Source organism: Idiomarina piscisalsi, assembly GCF_002211765.1.
GTDB classification, from domain to species: Bacteria; Pseudomonadota; Gammaproteobacteria; order Enterobacterales; family Alteromonadaceae; genus Idiomarina; species Idiomarina piscisalsi_A.
On sequence record NZ_CP022133.1, the window covers coordinates 1,901,705 to 1,917,991 of the forward strand.

The following is a 16,287-nucleotide window of genomic DNA, read 5'->3' on the forward strand; positions in this document are numbered from 1 at the left end:
AAATTAATTGCGAGTGAAAGGTATTTTCAGCACGCCAAGAATTTTTGTTGTTACGGTCTGGTCACGATATTCCTTAAGACCAATGTCAATATTGTCGGACCCTGCTTTCGGCCTAGCAGTGAAGCTTTTGAACAGGTGATCCCACCAGCTGACACTGAACCCGTAATTACTGTTGGTTTCTTCTTTTTCAACGCTATGGTGAATACGGTGCAGCTCTTGTGTAATTAAAATTTTTCTTACCACTTTTTCAAGGGGCTTTGGCAGCGCCACGTTACCGTGATTAAACAACGAGCAGGCGTTCAGAACAATTTCGAAAATAATAACGGCCAATGCCGGCGCACCCAAGGCAATGACCACGGCTGCTTTAATAAAGAAGCTCAAAAGAATTTCTGCGGGGTGAAAACGCAGGCCTGTGGTTACATCAAAGTCCGGGTCGGCATGATGCACTCGGTGCAAACGCCATAGCAGTGGCACCCGATGAAATAGGCGATGCTGCCAGTAAATCGCGATATCAAGCGCAATAACACTCATAACCACCGTTATCCAAAACGGCAGGCTATTCGTCATGGTAATGTTGAAAAGTCCCCAGCCGTTGTTCGCCGCCCACAGCCCAGCGCCGGTTAAGCCGGCCGGTGCAATAATCCTCAGCAGTAGGGTGTCTATAACTACAATACCTAAGTTTGTCGGCCAACGCTGTTTACGGCTGTATCGCGAACGACGTTTCGGTGAGGCATATTCCCACAACACCATGAGAACAAGCACGCCTAAAAATACGCTGAGTCGCCAGGCTGTTTCAGACACTATTCGCCGCTCCCTTTTTCAAGGTTCGGTAACCCGCCACAATGCGAGTTATCGCAGTAATCCAGCAGAGAGCGGCAAACACGTAAGCCAGCATGGCAAATTGCTGTGGCCATAAGCAGAATGCAACAAAGGCCAATATGGTTTCAAAACCCTCCGTTACCCCCCCCATGTAATGCAGCGATTTATTAGGGTAAGACGGGTTTTCAATCCCCTGCTTGCCCGCCACACTGGCAAACGCCAGAAAGGTCGCGCCCGTCCCCATAAAGGTGACTAATAGCACACCGGCCGCCACCGCGTTTTGCTCTGGCGATGCCAGTAAAAATCCAAAGACCACGGCGCTGTAAAAAATAAAGTCGAGCACAATATCGATGTAACCGCCGGCATCGGTCAGTTGCGTCCGTCTGGCAACGGCTCCGTCCAGACCGTCGGCCAGCCTATTTAGTAATATCAGGATAAGCGCAAATGTGTAGTATTCAAGCGCCAGCAACGGCACCGCCAGTAACCCAACAACAAAGCCTGCCACCGTTACCTGGTCCGCGGTCACGCCCAGCTTGATCAGCAACCGCGCCGGAATGTCCAGCAACGCTCGGGTTATCGGTAATAGTTTGGGATCAAGCATCGACTATCTCTTTGTTCTCGTTGACCATTATTATACGCCCGCTGGCATCAGCTCGATCATGTGTCACCATCAGTGCAGGAATAGTCGCTGCTGCAAGCTGTTTGAAAGTCCAGTCACGAACTTCTGCCCGTAACCCCGCATCAAGTGCGGAAAAGGGCTCATCCAACAACATCGCTTTCGGCTCTGCCAGCAACGCACAAAGCAACGCAATGCGCGAATACTGACCACCGCTAAGGTTATGTGGGTAGTCATCCCATTTTTCGTTAAGCGCCAAGTCATTCAACATTGCACGCGCTTTTTCTACTTGCTCGTTACGTTTGAGTATTGAGCGCGGCTTTTGCGCGAATAGGCAATTCTCGGCGACCGTCATATGTGGGAATAAGCCGCCTTTTTGAAACATCATACCTATTTGCCGTTGTGCTATCGACTGCTCACTAAGGTCTCTGCCATCCAGCATCAGTTCACCTTGGGTTGTGAAATCAGGCAGGAATTCACCGAGCACCCAACGCAATAACGTCGACTTCCCGACGCCGCTGGGGCCCATTAGCGTCACTACCTCCCCCGGTTGGATGCTGAGATTATTCAGTCGAAGCAGCAGCGTGTTTTGACTGCTTTCTGTTTGAGAGAATATAGCCAGATTACGAATGTTCAGCATAACGTTTCGCTTTTGGATGTGTACGTCTTAACTCTGTGTTCAATAGCGCTACGCCAATAAACACAATAAGTGGCAGTAACGATTGCAGTAACGCATAAAGACTGCCTATACGCCAATCACCGCCACTGGCAACGCTTACCGCTTCAGTGGTCAGTGTCGGTGTTACCCCCTGCCCAAGCCATTGAGTTGGCAAATACTGCGCAATGCTGACCGCAAAAGCAATGGCGAAAGCCGTTGTTAGCGGCGCTCTCAACATAGGCAGCATGACTTTCCACCAGGCTTGTCGTGCAGAGTAGCCCAAACTTTGAGCTTTTATCAGCCACGTGTCGTCAAATTGAGTATAGGCGCCGTGTAAGACTAAGTACGCATAGGGCACCGTGTAAACAGTATGTGACCATAATACCCACAAGCCGCCTTTGCCTTCCGCTAAATACTCCCCCAATACCAACTGCCAGCCAAGAACTAACGGCACTTGAGGAACCAGTAAGGCAATCAGAAGCCAGCCGTTTAACGAATTGTTATGATGTTGCCGCTGAGCCTCAAGTAGCACCAAAGCACATGTTACTCCCAGTATGCTGCTAATTATCGCCAACCAAAAGCTGTTTAGTGAGGGCTGAGTTAAGTAAGCTAACTCAGTTTGCCAACGGTGAAAGCTGAGAGACTCAGGCATAATGGCCGGGTAAAACCAGCTTGACGCTAAACTTTGTAGTATTAATACAGCGATAATCGCGAATGACAAAAGACCCAGTAATAACCATACTCCACTCGCCAATGTGTCGGAAGAAGGGGCATGAGTCGGCCTTCCTTTCGTCAGCCTTCGTTTTCGTAACGGCTTAATAAGCATCCACTGACGATACAACCAGGCATGCTGACGGTTAATAAAGAGAAGCAAGGCGGCCATCGCCATAAGAATCCAGGCGCCAGCCAGCGCCTTGCTTTGACTCTCGTTTGAAAACTGAAAAGTCCATTCGTAAACGCGTTGCGCCAATAGCGCCTCTGTATTGCTCCCAACTAATAAAGGAATATCAACCACCGATAGAGAGTAAATAATCACGGCAGCCATTGGTAACGTTAAACGTTTTACGAGCTCCGGTGTTACCACTCGCCACCACGCCTGTTTTTCGCTGTACCCATAACTTTGTGCCTGAATCAGCCAGGAGCTGGCAGGTACTTGTTTTAGCTGAGCGGCTATCATCAGCAGCAAAAATGGCAGCTCTTTTAATACCAGCACGACCATAACGGTAATCACAGACTTCTCCGGTAATGGCCAGCCTTGCGGTGGAAACGGTAACAGCCCGGTGATGCTCTCAACCAAACGAATAAGCCAGCCTGAGGGACTAAAAAGCAGCATCAGCCCTACCGCAAATGCGACGTGCGGCACTGACAGTAATGGTGATAACAGTTGCTGTAGCGTGGGACGCTTGAGTAGCGCTGGAGCCAACCGTAAGGCTAAGTAGCAGGCTGTTAAGGGCGCCAAAACAGCAAGCAGCAGCGTCGACAGCAAAGTCGCGAGCTCATGTAAAATGGAATGAACGGCATTGCTAGTTATCCCTGACTCGGCGCTAAAAGAAGACAGCAACAGTAGCAATAATCCACTGCCAACCGGTAACACGATCAACGCTAACATAACGATTATTGATAGCGCGCGGACCATTCCTGCTCCAAATACGATTGCCAGCTAACGTGAAAGTCATCGGTTGCTGGTAGCAGTTCTCTCTGCCGACTGCTTTCTTTAGTATGAAGTAGTTCGGGTTTTAAGACAGACGGGTCACCCCAGCGATTCGTGTCTGCTTTGCGCAGCTGGGCTTCAGAAGACAGCATGAACTCAATAATTTGCTTCGCTTTTTCCACGCTTTTTGCGGTTTTAGGAATCGCCAAATAATGTGTATTGGTAATAGCGTGGTCAGATAATGTGTGTCTTTTAACCCCAGCCGGCAACCGCCCCTGATTCACTAAGGTTTGGTCGTCATTAGGATTGAAGCTTACCGCTATCATCAACTGTCCATTGGCTAAATAAGACACTTGTTCGCCAGCGGATGACGGAAAGTTGTCACCCTGTTGCCATAATAGCGGATGAAGTTTGTCGAGGTAGTCCCAGAGCGGTTGAGTGAGTTCTTGCGCGTTAATTGACTGAACCGGTTGCTGGAAAACCGAACGACGCTCCGGATACAGCGACAACAGTAATGACTTTAAAAACGTCGTACCGTGAAACTCCGGCGGCTTTGGGTAACTTATTCGGCCTTTATACTCTTGAGCAGCGCGCATGAGTTCTTCAGCACTCACCGTTTCCGTTCCAAACACACCAGGACGAGCGATGAGGTTAAACTGACCAACGCCCCAAGGGACTTCCAAACCGTTCACCGGTTCACCAAAATCGGTTTGCCAGTTGAGCTCTGGGTTAATGTGTTGCGTGGCGTTAATGTCATCAACAATGGGTAGCAGTGCATTCGTGTCTTTTAAGGCGTGAAAGTTTTCACCGTTTATCCAGATAATATCGGCGTTGGAATGGCCACTGATAATTTGTTTCACTACCTCGGACACATCAGCCACTTTATTGTGTCGAAACTCAATGCCTTCAGCCTTTAATTCTTGTTGCGCCCAACGTAAGTAACTGTTTACTTGCGGTGAGCCACCCCAGGCATAAAAATTGACGACCTCGGCTTTTATTGGCCCTGTCCCCAGAAAAATCACAAGAAAAAATGTAGCGGCAACAAGTCTACGCATATTAGCTCCGGCGCCAGCGATGGAATTTCTCTACCCATGCTAGCAGCTTCTGCGGCGCATTGGCGCGCTTCCATTCACCGGCTACGTATTTATTGGCTTCTGCCAATGTCGGGTAACTGTGAATGGTACCGAGTATTTTATTCAGCCCAATACCCTGTTTCATAGCCAGTACATATTCGGCCAAAAGCTCACCTGCCTGAGGACCAACAATGTTGACACCTAATATCTCATCTTTGCCCGGTTTGGTTAGCACTTTCACCCGGCCATAAGCACTGTCATCAGCAATGGCGCGGTCGAGCTCACCAATATCGTATTCCGTCACTTCGTATTCTTTATTCGCTTTTTGCGCCTGCTGTTCGGTTAACCCAACGTTAGCAACTTGCGGCGACGTATAAGTCACCCAGGGAATGACAGAATAGTCAGCGCGAAACGTTTTGAACGGGTCAAACAACGCATTTACAGCAGCATACCAAGCTTGATGCGACGCAACGTGAGTAAACTGGTACGGCCCGGCGACATCGCCACACGCGTAGAGATTCGGGAAGTTCGTTTGCAGTAGCTGATTGGTAGTGACCGTTTTATTGGTTTGTACACCCAGCTCTTCAAGTCCAAAACCGGAAATGTTGGGTTGGCGGCCGAGAGCTATAAGCACTTTATCGAAGGCTATAGCCACCTCTTTATCGTTATGTTCAGCAATAAGAACAGATTCATTTCCTCTCTTCTCAAAACGCACGGCCTTGTGGTTTAACTTGATATCAATACCTTCATGAACAAGACGTTTGGTCAATAACTCAGCCGTGTCTTCGTCTTCTGGTCCCATTAGGCGATCAGTCATTTCCACCTGCGTTACCTGACTTCCTAAACGCTGGAACGCTTGCGAAAGCTCACAGCCAATAGGGCCTCCGCCCAATACCAGCAAGCGCTTGGGCAGTTCCTCTAAGTCCCACAAGGTATCCGAGGTTAAATAATTAACGTCATCCAAGCCCTCAAAGTTAGGGACTAAGGGCTTTGCCCCAGTAGCAATAATAATACTTCGAGTGGTTATGCGCTTGGTTTCACCTTCAGACTCAATTTCAACTTCCCATGGCGAAAGAATTTTTGCACTGCCTTGCTCGACATTCACTCCCAGCTTGGTATAGCGCTCGACTGAGTCATGCGGCTCGATGTCTTTAATGACTGACTGAACCTGATGCATCACCTGCTTAAAGTCGACACTCACCTCACCCACACTGACACCGCTTTTGCCTGCATTTCGGGCATTATGCGCCAGCTCTGCAACGTGCAATAACGCTTTAGATGGCACACACCCTGTATTTAAGCAGTCACCACCCATTTTATGCTTTTCAATTAGGGTTACTTTGGCTTTTACCGCGGCCGCTATGTAAGCACTGACTAACCCAGCCGAGCCCGCACCAATAACTACAAGGTTATTGTCGAATGACTTCGGCTTTTTGTAGCCTTTAAACGCTTTACGACGCTTAAGCAGACTGAGAATAAATTTAGCAATAATTGGCATTATGCCCAGGAGCACAAACGCACCAATTAAGTCAGCCGATACCACATCGCCCAAACTATTAATTTGCGCTAGCTGTGTGCCGGCATTAATGTATACAGCCGCCCCCAAGAGCATGCCGACCTGACTGACCCAATAATAAGTCCAGGCTTTTATTGGAGTGAGCCCCATAACCAGGTTAATGACAAAAAACGGGAAAATAGGCACTAACCGCAGGCTCAGGAGATAAAATGCCCCGTCTCTTTCAATGCCCCGATTTATGGCGTCAAGACGCTCCCCAAACTTGTCCTGCACCCAGTCCCGGAGGATAAAGCGAGCGCTTAAGAACGACAAAAACGCACCAAGTGAAGCGGCAAAGCTAGCCAACAACAAGCCCCAGCCAAAGCCGAAAATAGCTCCTGCCCCCAAAGTTAAAACGGTCGCTCCCGGCAGAGAAAGCGCCGTAGAAATAACGTAAATGGCGAAGTAAATGGCAAAGGTTTGCAGCGGATAGTCCATGAAAAGCTGGTTAAGCTGCTGCTGTTTCTCCTTAAGCACATCCAGAGATAAGTATTGCGTAAGATCGAACGCAAACGCACTGACAAACAAAGCAGCGATAACCAACAGCAACAACAGCTTTTTCAATGACATTTGTCTTCCTTAAAACTCGTAATTAACACTCAAGCGGGCATGTACCGGCTGTGATGGAAACGCCAGAGTTGCACCAAAATAGCCACCTTCGAATACCGGTGACCAATTGTCCTGATCGGTGGCATTGAACACATCCAGGCGCACGTTCAGTTGTTCGCTAAAACGATAACGTGAATTCAGGTTGAGCGTATGTTGATCACGAATAAAAACGGTCTGTAAATAATCTAACGGATAGTGTTTGGTGTAGCTCAAGTCACCACCGACAGACCATTTCTCTGTAATGTTCCAGCCTGCCACAACCGATGCCTGTACTTCCGGTATGCCCTGCAGTTGCTGACTCGACGCCGGGAATAATGTGAAGTTTGGCGAGCCTAAGTCTGTACCTTCAATAATATCAGGGCGCGAGTTATCAAACGCATCCGCCACTTGGCGGGTTCCTTGCGACGCGGCGGAATCATCCCAACGCGCATCGATATAACTGGCGGCTAAAGTTACCCAATAGCCCGTTTCACTCGCATAATGCCAGTGAGTTTCCAACCCCTCGGTACGAATACCACTGTTCGACCCATCGCGGTTACGCAAGCTTCGTTTCTGGTCGAATAATACCGCGTCAGCATACCAACGAGCGCCTGATGGTGCGTACTTTATGCCCAATTCGTATAATGTATTTTCAGTCGCAAAGTTTTGTTCATCAATGACTCCCGAACCATTTAACACCGTGCCACCCGCCATGGAATTCGATGTTGAATCACTCTCATAAGCGGTAGTATATAGCGTCAGGTTCGGTGTCCAATCGTATTGCGTCGACAAACTTATCGCGCTTAGCCAGTCACTGTAGGTATCACTCTTAGCTTCTGTCCCTTGCGGCGCAATAGGATCCTTAGCCTTCACATCATAATAGTCAGCTCTTACACCGCCGGTAACGCGCCATTTGTCAGTGAGCTCGAGTTCATGTTGTGCGAAAATGCCCCACTGATAGCTGGTCGAGTCGGTGGTATCAGATAGGTTGAAATCCCCCGCCCCGTCACCGTCTAAATCATACTGTGCACCCGGCGATACAAACAAACCGGGACGCAACTCTATCAGTCGCGCTTGCTGACTTGGGGTTAATGGAATTCGGCGATTATCCAGTGGGCCGGTTAAATCAATCGGGTTATCTGCTTCGGTGGTGAACTGGCTGTATCCCAGCACGTCGTTTATACGCAGATTAACACCAACCACTGTCTTCTTATTAATATGCAGCTCAGTGCGATTTTCAAAGGTATGTGCGTCGTCAATAATTTCGACAAAGCTGTTTTGGTTAATACCCTCGCGGGTTAAATACTGATAATAGGTACGGTTCACCAAAACCAGTTCGTCATTCAGCCAATGCTGAAACTTCGCATGCAGAAGCGCTGTTTCTGCGGTGTTGGTATCAAGCGGGTCGGTTAAGGTGGTGCTGCGGTCAATACGTACTTCACCGGTCGGGCTTATCACAGCGCCAGCCCCCGGAACGCGTGAACCGTTCGGTTGCACGCCTTGCCCGGTAATGTATAAGTTATTGTCTATCAGATTTTGAGTCGGACGGTTGATACCAGCATTATCTGTCCATTCCACATCGTAATACTCCAGAGACACATCCAGCTGAGTATCATCGTTCGGGACAAACTTGTAAGCTAACAGAACATCATCACTACGATGATGGTGATAATCGTAAAAGCTGTCTTCATCGACGTATTCGGCACTTATTCTTAGACCCTGTTCGCCTTCTTTTAGAATCCAGTTGTGATCGACTTGAAAACGATACTGACTCCACTGGCCTAGCTGCGCTTTTACCTGGGTATCTATGTCATTCAGGCGAGCGGTTTTCGGCTGCAAGTTGACGAAGCCCCCCACGCGCTGCGACGTACCTAACATAACCGGCGGCGCGCCTTTAACAACCGCCATGCCCTCAATGGCATTAAACGACATTGGAATACCCAAACCGTTATTGCCCGCCTGACGACGCATACCGGCTTCATACAACTCGCCAAGCTGCCCTCGTAATGTAGGTAGCGACGGGTTTCCAAAACCAGCCGCTGCAAAACTGTTGGGCGCGAAGCGCGCAATATCATGCAAGTCATTAATAGCTGCCTCCTCCATTAACGACTCATTAATGACGGTAGCCGCACGCGGAATATCCTGCAAGCTCTCAGCTAAGCCAAATAGACCTTCGGTTGACTCTTCAGATGGCAGCACAACCGATGAGGTATCACGACCTATAACTTCTATAATTTCTATCGGCTTTTCTTGTGCTACAGCATGGAAAACAACTAGGGGTAATGCGGCGAACCACCAATTTTTCATCGGTATTGTCCTTGTTTTTAATTATTAGCCAGATACTACGCAGTTTAGGCCAGTTTTGATTACAACGGTCTAATTTTACTGACATGATCTGTTTTTGAGTTTTTGTTCTATTATTTAATAGTAATACAAAAAATGCAGGAGCCACTATGACAGACTTCAAATTATACAACAAAGACTCAGCCCCAGAGGACAGCAAACCACTCTTGGAAGGTTCTGAAAAAGAGTTTGGAATGATACCAAATCTACATGCTGTTATGGCTGAAGCGCCAGGGTTGCTGAAAGCTTACCAGGATGTTCATGGCTTATTTGCTGATAGTAGCTTTAATGAGGACGAGCTAACTGTCGTATGGCAAACCATCAACGTGTACCATAGTTGCCATTACTGCGTACCAGCCCATACGGCCATTGCTAAACAGATGGGAGCAGATGACTCTATTACCCAGCAACTTAAGAGTGGGGAAACATTAGATAATCCGAAGCTTCAGGCATTACGCTCGTTTACCGAAGCCATGCTTGAAAAACGTGGTCAGGTTTCCAGTACCGACTTAAATGCATTTTTCGATGCGGGTTACGGTAACCGTCAGGTGCTGGAGGTTATTCTTGGTATATCGCAAAAAACCATGAGCAACTATACCAACGCCGTTGCTGAAACACCCATCGACGAACCATTCAAAAAATTTAAGTAGCCTGATGCTAATGCATCAGGTGAAATACTAAAACCAACTAGGGTAATAAGTCATGAGCAATTCACTCGAACAAAAACTCCCGTGGGCACTACTCGCCCTTAGAGTAGGAATTTTTATTGTCATGTTCGTCTGGGCGTTGGACAAGTTCATTAATCCGGGTCACACGGCAGCCGTATTCGAAGGATTTTATGGTATAAGCGGACTATCCTCTACTTTAGCAGCGGTGCTCGGCGCATTACAGGTTATATTGTGTCTGGCCTTTTTGGTGGGCCTGTGGAAAACCGTTACATACGGCTTGATTTTGGCATTGCATGCGGTATCAACCTTTTCGTCGTTTCCGCAGTACATCGATGCATTTAATAATCTGCTGTTTTTTGCTGCCTGGCCAATGTTAGCCGCATGCCTTGCTCTGTTTTTACTTCGCGAGCATGATACAAAGCTAAGTTTTTGAGATAGTGCAATGATACGACCACTACTGCTCACTTTAGGCTTATTCTTCCAAACGGCTGTGTTCGCGCAGTCGTTTGACCATTCACATAAAGTCTTTAGTAACGTTTTAACCGAGCATGTCGTTGTTTATGACAACGATCTAAAGTCCGCAGTGAACTATAAAACGCTTGCCAGCAACAGAAAGCCGCTAGACGATTACTTGTCATCGTTGTCTCAAGTTGAAAAAAGCCAATATGAAAACTGGAGTCATAGTCAGCAGCTCGCATTTTTAATCAATGCCTATAATGGCTTCACTTTACAGTTAATTATCAATAATTATGACCAATTCGAATCAGGCGATGCTAAATCGATTCGCGACTTAGGTAGTTTGTTTAGCTCTCCCTGGGAGCATGATTTCTTCTCACTATTAGGTAAGTCGCGAACGCTGGACTGGATAGAGCACGAGAAAATTCGAATCGACTTCGATGAGCCACGTATTCATGCTGCACTCATTTGCGCCGCGGTGAGCTGCCCTAAGTTACGAGCTGAGGCTTTTATCGCAGACTCACTTGAGAAACAGCTTGAAGATCAAATGGTCGCCTTTTTCAGTGACCATGATAAAAATGGCATAGACGATAAAGGTGTGTATCTGTCTAAGATTTTTGACTGGTACAACGAAGACTTTGATAACTTTAGGGAGTACCTGCGCAAATACAAAAACGCTTTGGCTGAAAGTGAAGCTGAACGGAAATTATTGACGACTCAATTCAATATTCGCTACCTGGACTACAACTGGCAATTGAATAGCCTTGAAAATCGTTAATATAACATTGACCCGAACAGTCGTTAGTGACGTAATAGCAGACAACATTACTAAGAGGATTACGTTATGAAAGCGTTGCATGGCTTATTTATTTTTCTCGGCTTTTTGTCGGTGATTCTGTTGGCAGTATCTGGGCCTTTGTATAAAAGTGGCACTGCCGACTTAGGCACCGCATTCTTAATGCTGCGTTGGGCGCTTTATATCGGTGCCGCTGCATTCGTTCTGAATATTATTTGGTATTTGATTCGCCGCCCTCAAGGTCTGGTGGCGGGATTGAGCGGTTTAGCCATTGTTGCCGGGGGTATTTCAGTTTACATGCCGTTTAGCCAATATTTGAAGGCTCAAAATGTGCCAGCTATTCACGACATTACTACTGACACACAAAACCCGCCTGAGTTTGTTGCTATTGCTCCATTACGTGAGGATGCGCCTAACCCGGTAGAGTATGCCGGCGAAGAGACGGCAAAACAGCAACTGAAAGCTTATCCAGAATTAACGACTTATGAAGCCTTGGTGTCACCTGCAGAGTTGTTCGAAGCCGCCTTGGAAGCCTCTAAAAGCATGGGTTGGGAGATGGTTGAAAGCTCAGAGGTAGACGGTCGAATAGAAGCTACCGCTACAACCACTTGGTTTGGCTTTAAAGACGACGTAGTGATACGCGTACGACCCACTGCAGACGGCAGTGAACTGGATATTCGCAGTAAGTCTCGCGTTGGTCGTAGTGACGTCGGTAAAAACGCCGAACGTATCCGGGAGTTTATGAGTGAGCTAGAAGCTCAATTGAAATAGCGCCTTAAGCGTTAAGGCGCCTTTCTAATCACCGGCTTGCCATGGTCTTCACTTAATTGCTGAACCACGTGAGCCGGTATAAATACCTGAGCCACGCTAGCGACATCTTTGGTGTTGATATCGACCAGACGAGCGTTTGCCATGATACCATCACGATAATGCGAGAGAGTTCCTACCATAACGTGGGTTATTGGCATTATTTCATCAAGCTCCATGTAGTCGCGCGTTAACGCAAAATCACCGTTCGGTGTTACACGAATAAAGTCCGTTGTTTTAAAGTCTAATACACTCAGCTCTCGGCGGTGTAACTCCTGGACTAACTGCTCAGACAACACCTGACTGAGAGCAGAGCTCTCATTGTACTGACCCGTTACACCGACAAGGTTGGTAATGCCCACTTTAACACCACTCAGGCGAATACTTGCGTTATTAACCAATTGTTCTGCCAGCTGAGCGCTGTATTTTGCACTGTAAGGCTGTGAATAGACTTCCCGCGGTTTCTCTTTTGCTACCTGCTGCTTTGCAGGTAATACGGTACAGGCTGACATTAGACTTAACACAGCAGCCGATACAACTATTCTAGTTAGTGCATTCATAATAACTCCCCTACCCCTGCGTTTTAATGGCGCTGTAGTCGACCATCAACCATTTCTGTTTGCTTATTCGGCCAATACAAGTGTTTCGGCACGTATCGATTGGCCGCGGCCAGTACTTCCTGACTACGACGATCAATAATACGCAAGTTCACAACCGCACCATCATCCTTACGTGACAGAGTGCCAACTAATACCCAGTCAAGCTTTGGCTGAGCTTCCAGCTCGTCGACATTGCGCGTCATGTTGGTTGACCCCTCAGCTGTCAGTGTCACATAGTCCTGTGCTCTAAACTCGACCACGTCTAGGTTACGTTCTTTGAGATGTGCGTAGAGACTTTCACTGAGTTGATGACTGAGCTTGTGCATAGAATCGCCTTGTGATGGAAGCTCTAACGTTTCAGCCAACACCCAACGCGTCACCCCTATATTTGAATAACCGTAATGCTGATTAGCCTGTTGTAACTGATTGGCGAGCTGAGCAGCCAAGTCGTCGCTAATTTTCTCGTGAGGATTAATAACGTGCGCTATTACAGAGCTACTGAAAAGCACGGTCATTACTGCCAAAAGAATAGAGCGAAGAAACATAAACGCACCTGGATTTAAAACGTCGATGCTTTTGTATCGGCAGGTGTTTGGGAAGGTTTAGGGTAAATAAAAAGCCCTCCTATAAGGAGGGCTTTGAATCGCTTATTTAAATGAACTTAAGTTCCAGGGTAAGTCCATTTAATTAAAAGCGGTGAGTAAGCTCTAATGAGTAGCTAGCTCCACGCGATGCTCCCGGATATGCGAACACATTATAGAACGGCCAAGAAGTTTCCGTTTCATCATATGGAGGGCGCTTATCAGTAATGTTTACGCCAGAAAATGTGATTTGAGTATCATCTGTGATCTGGTATTGCGCTGATAAGTTAAAGCGAACCCAAGGATGAAGGCGAGCAACGTTTTCGTACTGTTCGCTATCTGGATCTGAGAATTCGGCCGGTTGAATATTGCGAGGTACAGAGCCTGTTCTCAACGCTGTTAAGTAGATTGAAAAATCCTGATAACCATACCCAACAACAGCTGTCAAGTTTGTTCTAGGATCTCCAAAGCTAGCTAAGTTGCGATAATCGATATAATCGTCTTCTGGAACAGACTGATACTTATATTCTAAAGTATTTGTATATTCCACTCGACCTGTGAAATCACCGAACTCAGTCGACGTACGGTAATTCAACGTAGCATCAATACCAGAGATTTTCTGTTTAGATGCGTTTGTTGGTGTGATGTTTACAGAGTTAATTTCACCAGCATTAGGTTCGCCAGGAGCTGCACGGTTAATTTTACTGTAAACATTTTGGCAGAATGCACTGTCAGAATCTCGACCGTCCAGACCAAAGTTACAATCATACTCGTCAGCGATCAATCCAGTGATACTCTCATCGGTTACAATGTTTTCAAGTTCAATTTCATAGTAATCAAGAGAGAAATTCAAGCCATCGATGACTTCGTAAACCAAACCTAAACCGATATTGGTTCCTTCCTCTTCTTCAAGAGAGGTTGAGCCCGCTCGTAAACCATTAATATTTGTCGTGTCACAATTAGCAGGGCTTGGGATGAAATCATCTGCGTTGCCACCGCCAGCAACGAAGTCATTGCGGCAGGTTGTGTAATCACGAACGTTAGTAAAGAATCCACTAGAATCTGCAAATACATAGTGCATATCTGGCGCACGGAAACTCTTACCATACGTAGCTCGAACGAGTAGCTCCTCAAATGGTCGGTATTCTAAACCAGCCATCGGAGAAATTCGCCCACCGACATCAGTCGTATCATCATCGTAGCGGTCATAGCGAGCAGCCAAGGTACCAGTAAGAGTCTCAGCTAAAGGAATAGAAGTTTCTATACCAAGAGCCCAGCGATCACGATCACCACCACCTTCAGTACCAGTCAAGCCATACCAGCTAACGTCAGATGTACTTAACGTACGCTCATCTTGAAGTAAGTCATAGCCTTGTTTGTTATATTCAGCAACAGCTGCGAACTGTACCATTCCTGCCGGCATTTCAAATAAATCGCCAGAAATAGAACTGAACAAAGTTCTAGAGTATGAATCAGCATTAATCACTTGAGTACCTAACAAGTCATTTGCTATTTCATCAGTAATTGGATCATATAAGCCAATTGAACCTAAACCAGACGGCAAGCCAAATGCTAAAGACCCAGTACCTAAGAAGTATTCGTTCACTTTCTCATTTTTTAACCAAGAACGTTTACTCGTAAAATCTGCAGTACTGTGACTATATGATACTTCCCACTCATAAAGGTTGGGAAGCGTTCCTCTAGCACCAGCAGTAACGTTCATATTCTTTTCATCAAAACGAGATGACTTAGGACCTAACTCATCAAACGAGAATAAACGTTGGTAAAGCTGGTAATCTAAACTAGGTGCCCCTAAAGAAGCCAAGTTGCCGGTATTGTCCGCGTTAGGAGTCACTACATAATCTGATACGAAATGCCTAAAACCTCTATTTTCAGCCTCTTGGTCCGCAATTAATGCGTCCACAAATAACTCTACATCCCGGTTCAGTTCATAAGCCCCGCTAACAAAGCCAGAAATTTTTGTTCGGCCATTTTGGATAGAATAGTCACCTGTAGTGTCTGTACCACAGTAGTACCCTGAACCAGGTCGGAACGTGCGCTCATAACCACTTCCTGAAGCTTCACAGGTGCCTTCACCTGGATCTATATACGCAGAGGAGAAGGCATCAAGTTTTAGGATCCCTCTAGCCAAAACAGCATCTTCGCCTTCAGGACCATCATCGTAAGAATCTAGCCATTCTCTATCTGTCGCGTAAATGGGATCAATTTTTTGATACTCAAGGCCGTACGTAAAAGAGTAATTTTTCTCTGTCACACCAGAAGTTATCTGAACTCGATACTCGTCACCACCACCATCTTTTGTAGTACCACCAAGAACAGAGACCGTTGTATCATCTACATCATTTTTCAAAATGATATTAATAACACCGGCAACCGCATCAGACCCATAGATTGCAGACGCCCCATTGGTTAAAACCTCTATACGCTCAATAGCAGCAACAGGAATTGACGACAAGTTAACGAAGTTACTCTGGCCGTTGTAAGGGGTTGGGTTTTCCGACAAACGACGACCATTTAAAAGAATCAGCGCTTGGCCAGGCGCTAGGCCTCGTAAGCTAATAGTTTGAGCATTAGGTGTAAAGCCACCTTGAGAGCCAAACTCATCACCTTGAATGGTGCCAGTGTTTTGACTTAAGTTTTTTAAGGCATCGAATGCTGTAGTAAAACCTCGATTTTTTATATCTTCAGCACCAATAACTACTACTGGTGCTGCGCCCTCAACATCAGTTCGTTTAATTCGCGAACCAGTCACCGCTATACGTTCAACTTCTTCCTCTGCAGCTTCTTGTTCTTGCTGCTCTTGTTGCTGTTGCTCTTCCTGCTGGAAGGCATATGCGTGATTACTCACAACCGCTGCTGACGTCAGCATCGCTAGCATCATCGCTTTATAAACTTTTGACTTTTCCATGAAAGCTCCCTGAAAAAATTATTATTTTTATCCCTTCTGAAGAACTTGGTTAATTTTTAAATGCAAATAGTTGTATAACCACTCAAAAGGGTTAAAAAATTTAACATGTAACATTTATTTTAACAACATTTATGATTAAAATAGTCAT

Annotated in this window: 14 protein-coding genes; 4 read left to right on the forward strand and 10 right to left on the reverse strand. The window is 46.5% G+C overall.

Annotation, left to right across the window (positions count from 1 at the left end):
* Positions 1-3: 3 nt before the first annotated feature.
* From CEW91_RS09240 to CEW91_RS09270, 7 genes are read right to left on the reverse strand one after another with little or no spacing between them, the layout of a single operon-like run.
* Complete coding sequence (locus tag CEW91_RS09240; protein WP_088768684.1) at positions 4-801, reverse strand: sterol desaturase family protein; 798 nt, start codon at positions 799-801, stop codon at positions 4-6.
* Positions 794-1,420, reverse strand: a complete 627-nt coding sequence (locus CEW91_RS09245) for a CDP-alcohol phosphatidyltransferase family protein (RefSeq protein ID WP_088768685.1) — start codon at positions 1,418-1,420, stop codon at positions 794-796. Before CEW91_RS09245 ends, CEW91_RS09240 begins: the two co-directional genes overlap by 8 nt.
* A complete protein-coding gene (locus CEW91_RS09250) occupies positions 1,413-2,075 on the reverse strand; it encodes an ATP-binding cassette domain-containing protein (protein ID WP_088768686.1) in 663 nt (220 codons plus the stop codon). The genes CEW91_RS09245 and CEW91_RS09250 overlap by 8 nt, the downstream gene beginning before the upstream one ends.
* A complete protein-coding gene (locus CEW91_RS09255; RefSeq protein WP_088768687.1) occupies positions 2,059-3,729 on the reverse strand; it encodes an ABC transporter permease subunit in 1,671 nt (556 codons plus the stop codon). The genes CEW91_RS09250 and CEW91_RS09255 overlap by 17 nt, the downstream gene beginning before the upstream one ends.
* Positions 3,708-4,799: an ABC transporter substrate-binding protein gene (locus tag CEW91_RS09260; protein WP_088768688.1), complete on the reverse strand. Its 1,092-nt coding sequence runs from the start codon at positions 4,797-4,799 to the stop codon at positions 3,708-3,710. Before CEW91_RS09260 ends, CEW91_RS09255 begins: the two co-directional genes overlap by 22 nt.
* 1 nt (position 4,800) lies before the next feature.
* Positions 4,801-6,942: a dihydrolipoyl dehydrogenase gene (gene lpdA / locus CEW91_RS09265; RefSeq protein ID WP_088768689.1), complete on the reverse strand. Its 2,142-nt coding sequence runs from the start codon at positions 6,940-6,942 to the stop codon at positions 4,801-4,803.
* Positions 6,943-6,951: 9 nt separating this feature from the next.
* Positions 6,952-9,267, reverse strand: a complete 2,316-nt coding sequence (locus CEW91_RS09270; RefSeq protein WP_088768690.1) for a TonB-dependent receptor — start codon at positions 9,265-9,267, stop codon at positions 6,952-6,954.
* A 146-nt stretch (positions 9,268-9,413) separates the two neighbouring features.
* Between CEW91_RS09270 and CEW91_RS09275 the strand changes: the two genes are divergently transcribed.
* The 4 genes from CEW91_RS09275 (at position 9,414) to CEW91_RS09290 (ending at position 11,994) form a co-directional block, all read left to right on the forward strand.
* Positions 9,414-9,953: a carboxymuconolactone decarboxylase family protein gene (locus tag CEW91_RS09275; protein ID WP_088768691.1), complete on the forward strand. Its 540-nt coding sequence runs from the start codon at positions 9,414-9,416 to the stop codon at positions 9,951-9,953.
* A gap of 52 nt (positions 9,954-10,005) precedes the next feature.
* Positions 10,006-10,404, forward strand: a complete 399-nt coding sequence (locus CEW91_RS09280; protein ID WP_088768692.1) for a hypothetical protein — start codon at positions 10,006-10,008, stop codon at positions 10,402-10,404.
* A gap of 9 nt (positions 10,405-10,413) precedes the next feature.
* Positions 10,414-11,205 (forward strand): DUF547 domain-containing protein, encoded by a 792-nt coding sequence (locus CEW91_RS09285; protein ID WP_088768693.1) that lies wholly within the window; start codon positions 10,414-10,416, stop codon positions 11,203-11,205.
* Between the two features lie 66 nt (positions 11,206-11,271).
* Positions 11,272-11,994, forward strand: a complete 723-nt coding sequence (locus tag CEW91_RS09290) for a DUF1499 domain-containing protein (RefSeq protein WP_088768694.1) — start codon at positions 11,272-11,274, stop codon at positions 11,992-11,994.
* A gap of 11 nt (positions 11,995-12,005) precedes the next feature.
* Here CEW91_RS09290 and CEW91_RS09295 read toward each other — a convergent pair whose 3' ends face one another.
* The 3 genes from CEW91_RS09295 to CEW91_RS09305 form a co-directional block, all read right to left on the reverse strand.
* Positions 12,006-12,590, reverse strand: a complete 585-nt coding sequence (locus CEW91_RS09295; protein ID WP_088768695.1) for a FlgO family outer membrane protein — start codon at positions 12,588-12,590, stop codon at positions 12,006-12,008.
* 23 nt (positions 12,591-12,613) lie between these two features.
* Positions 12,614-13,174 carry a FlgO family outer membrane protein gene (locus CEW91_RS09300; protein WP_088768696.1) on the reverse strand — a complete coding sequence of 187 codons (561 nt, stop codon included), beginning with the start codon at positions 13,172-13,174 and terminating at the stop codon, positions 12,614-12,616.
* 142 nt (positions 13,175-13,316) lie between these two features.
* Positions 13,317-16,139 (reverse strand): TonB-dependent receptor domain-containing protein, encoded by a 2,823-nt coding sequence (locus tag CEW91_RS09305; protein WP_088768697.1) that lies wholly within the window; start codon positions 16,137-16,139, stop codon positions 13,317-13,319.
* Positions 16,140-16,287: the final 148 nt, after the last annotated feature.

What these genes read in the sequence shown, in the direction of transcription:
- CEW91_RS09245 (WP_088768685.1), bottom strand. Translation starts at nt 1,420, where the DNA reads ATGCTTGATCCCAAACTATTACCGATAACCCGAGCGTTGCTGGACATT.
- CEW91_RS09250 (WP_088768686.1), bottom strand. Translation starts at nt 2,075, where the DNA reads ATGCTGAACATTCGTAATCTGGCTATATTCTCTCAAACAGAAAGCAGT.
- CEW91_RS09255 (WP_088768687.1), bottom strand. Translation starts at nt 3,729, where the DNA reads ATGGTCCGCGCGCTATCAATAATCGTTATGTTAGCGTTGATCGTGTTA.
- CEW91_RS09260 (WP_088768688.1), bottom strand. Translation starts at nt 4,799, where the DNA reads ATGCGTAGACTTGTTGCCGCTACATTTTTTCTTGTGATTTTTCTGGGG.
- lpdA (WP_088768689.1), bottom strand. Translation starts at nt 6,942, where the DNA reads ATGTCATTGAAAAAGCTGTTGTTGCTGTTGGTTATCGCTGCTTTGTTT.
- CEW91_RS09270 (WP_088768690.1), bottom strand. Translation starts at nt 9,267, where the DNA reads ATGAAAAATTGGTGGTTCGCCGCATTACCCCTAGTTGTTTTCCATGCT.
- CEW91_RS09275 (WP_088768691.1), top strand. Translation starts at nt 9,414, where the DNA reads ATGACAGACTTCAAATTATACAACAAAGACTCAGCCCCAGAGGACAGC.
- CEW91_RS09280 (WP_088768692.1), top strand. Translation starts at nt 10,006, where the DNA reads ATGAGCAATTCACTCGAACAAAAACTCCCGTGGGCACTACTCGCCCTT.
- CEW91_RS09285 (WP_088768693.1), top strand. Translation starts at nt 10,414, where the DNA reads ATGATACGACCACTACTGCTCACTTTAGGCTTATTCTTCCAAACGGCT.
- CEW91_RS09290 (WP_088768694.1), top strand. Translation starts at nt 11,272, where the DNA reads ATGAAAGCGTTGCATGGCTTATTTATTTTTCTCGGCTTTTTGTCGGTG.
- CEW91_RS09295 (WP_088768695.1), bottom strand. Translation starts at nt 12,590, where the DNA reads ATGAATGCACTAACTAGAATAGTTGTATCGGCTGCTGTGTTAAGTCTA.
- CEW91_RS09300 (WP_088768696.1), bottom strand. Translation starts at nt 13,174, where the DNA reads ATGTTTCTTCGCTCTATTCTTTTGGCAGTAATGACCGTGCTTTTCAGT.
- CEW91_RS09305 (WP_088768697.1), bottom strand. Translation starts at nt 16,139, where the DNA reads ATGGAAAAGTCAAAAGTTTATAAAGCGATGATGCTAGCGATGCTGACG.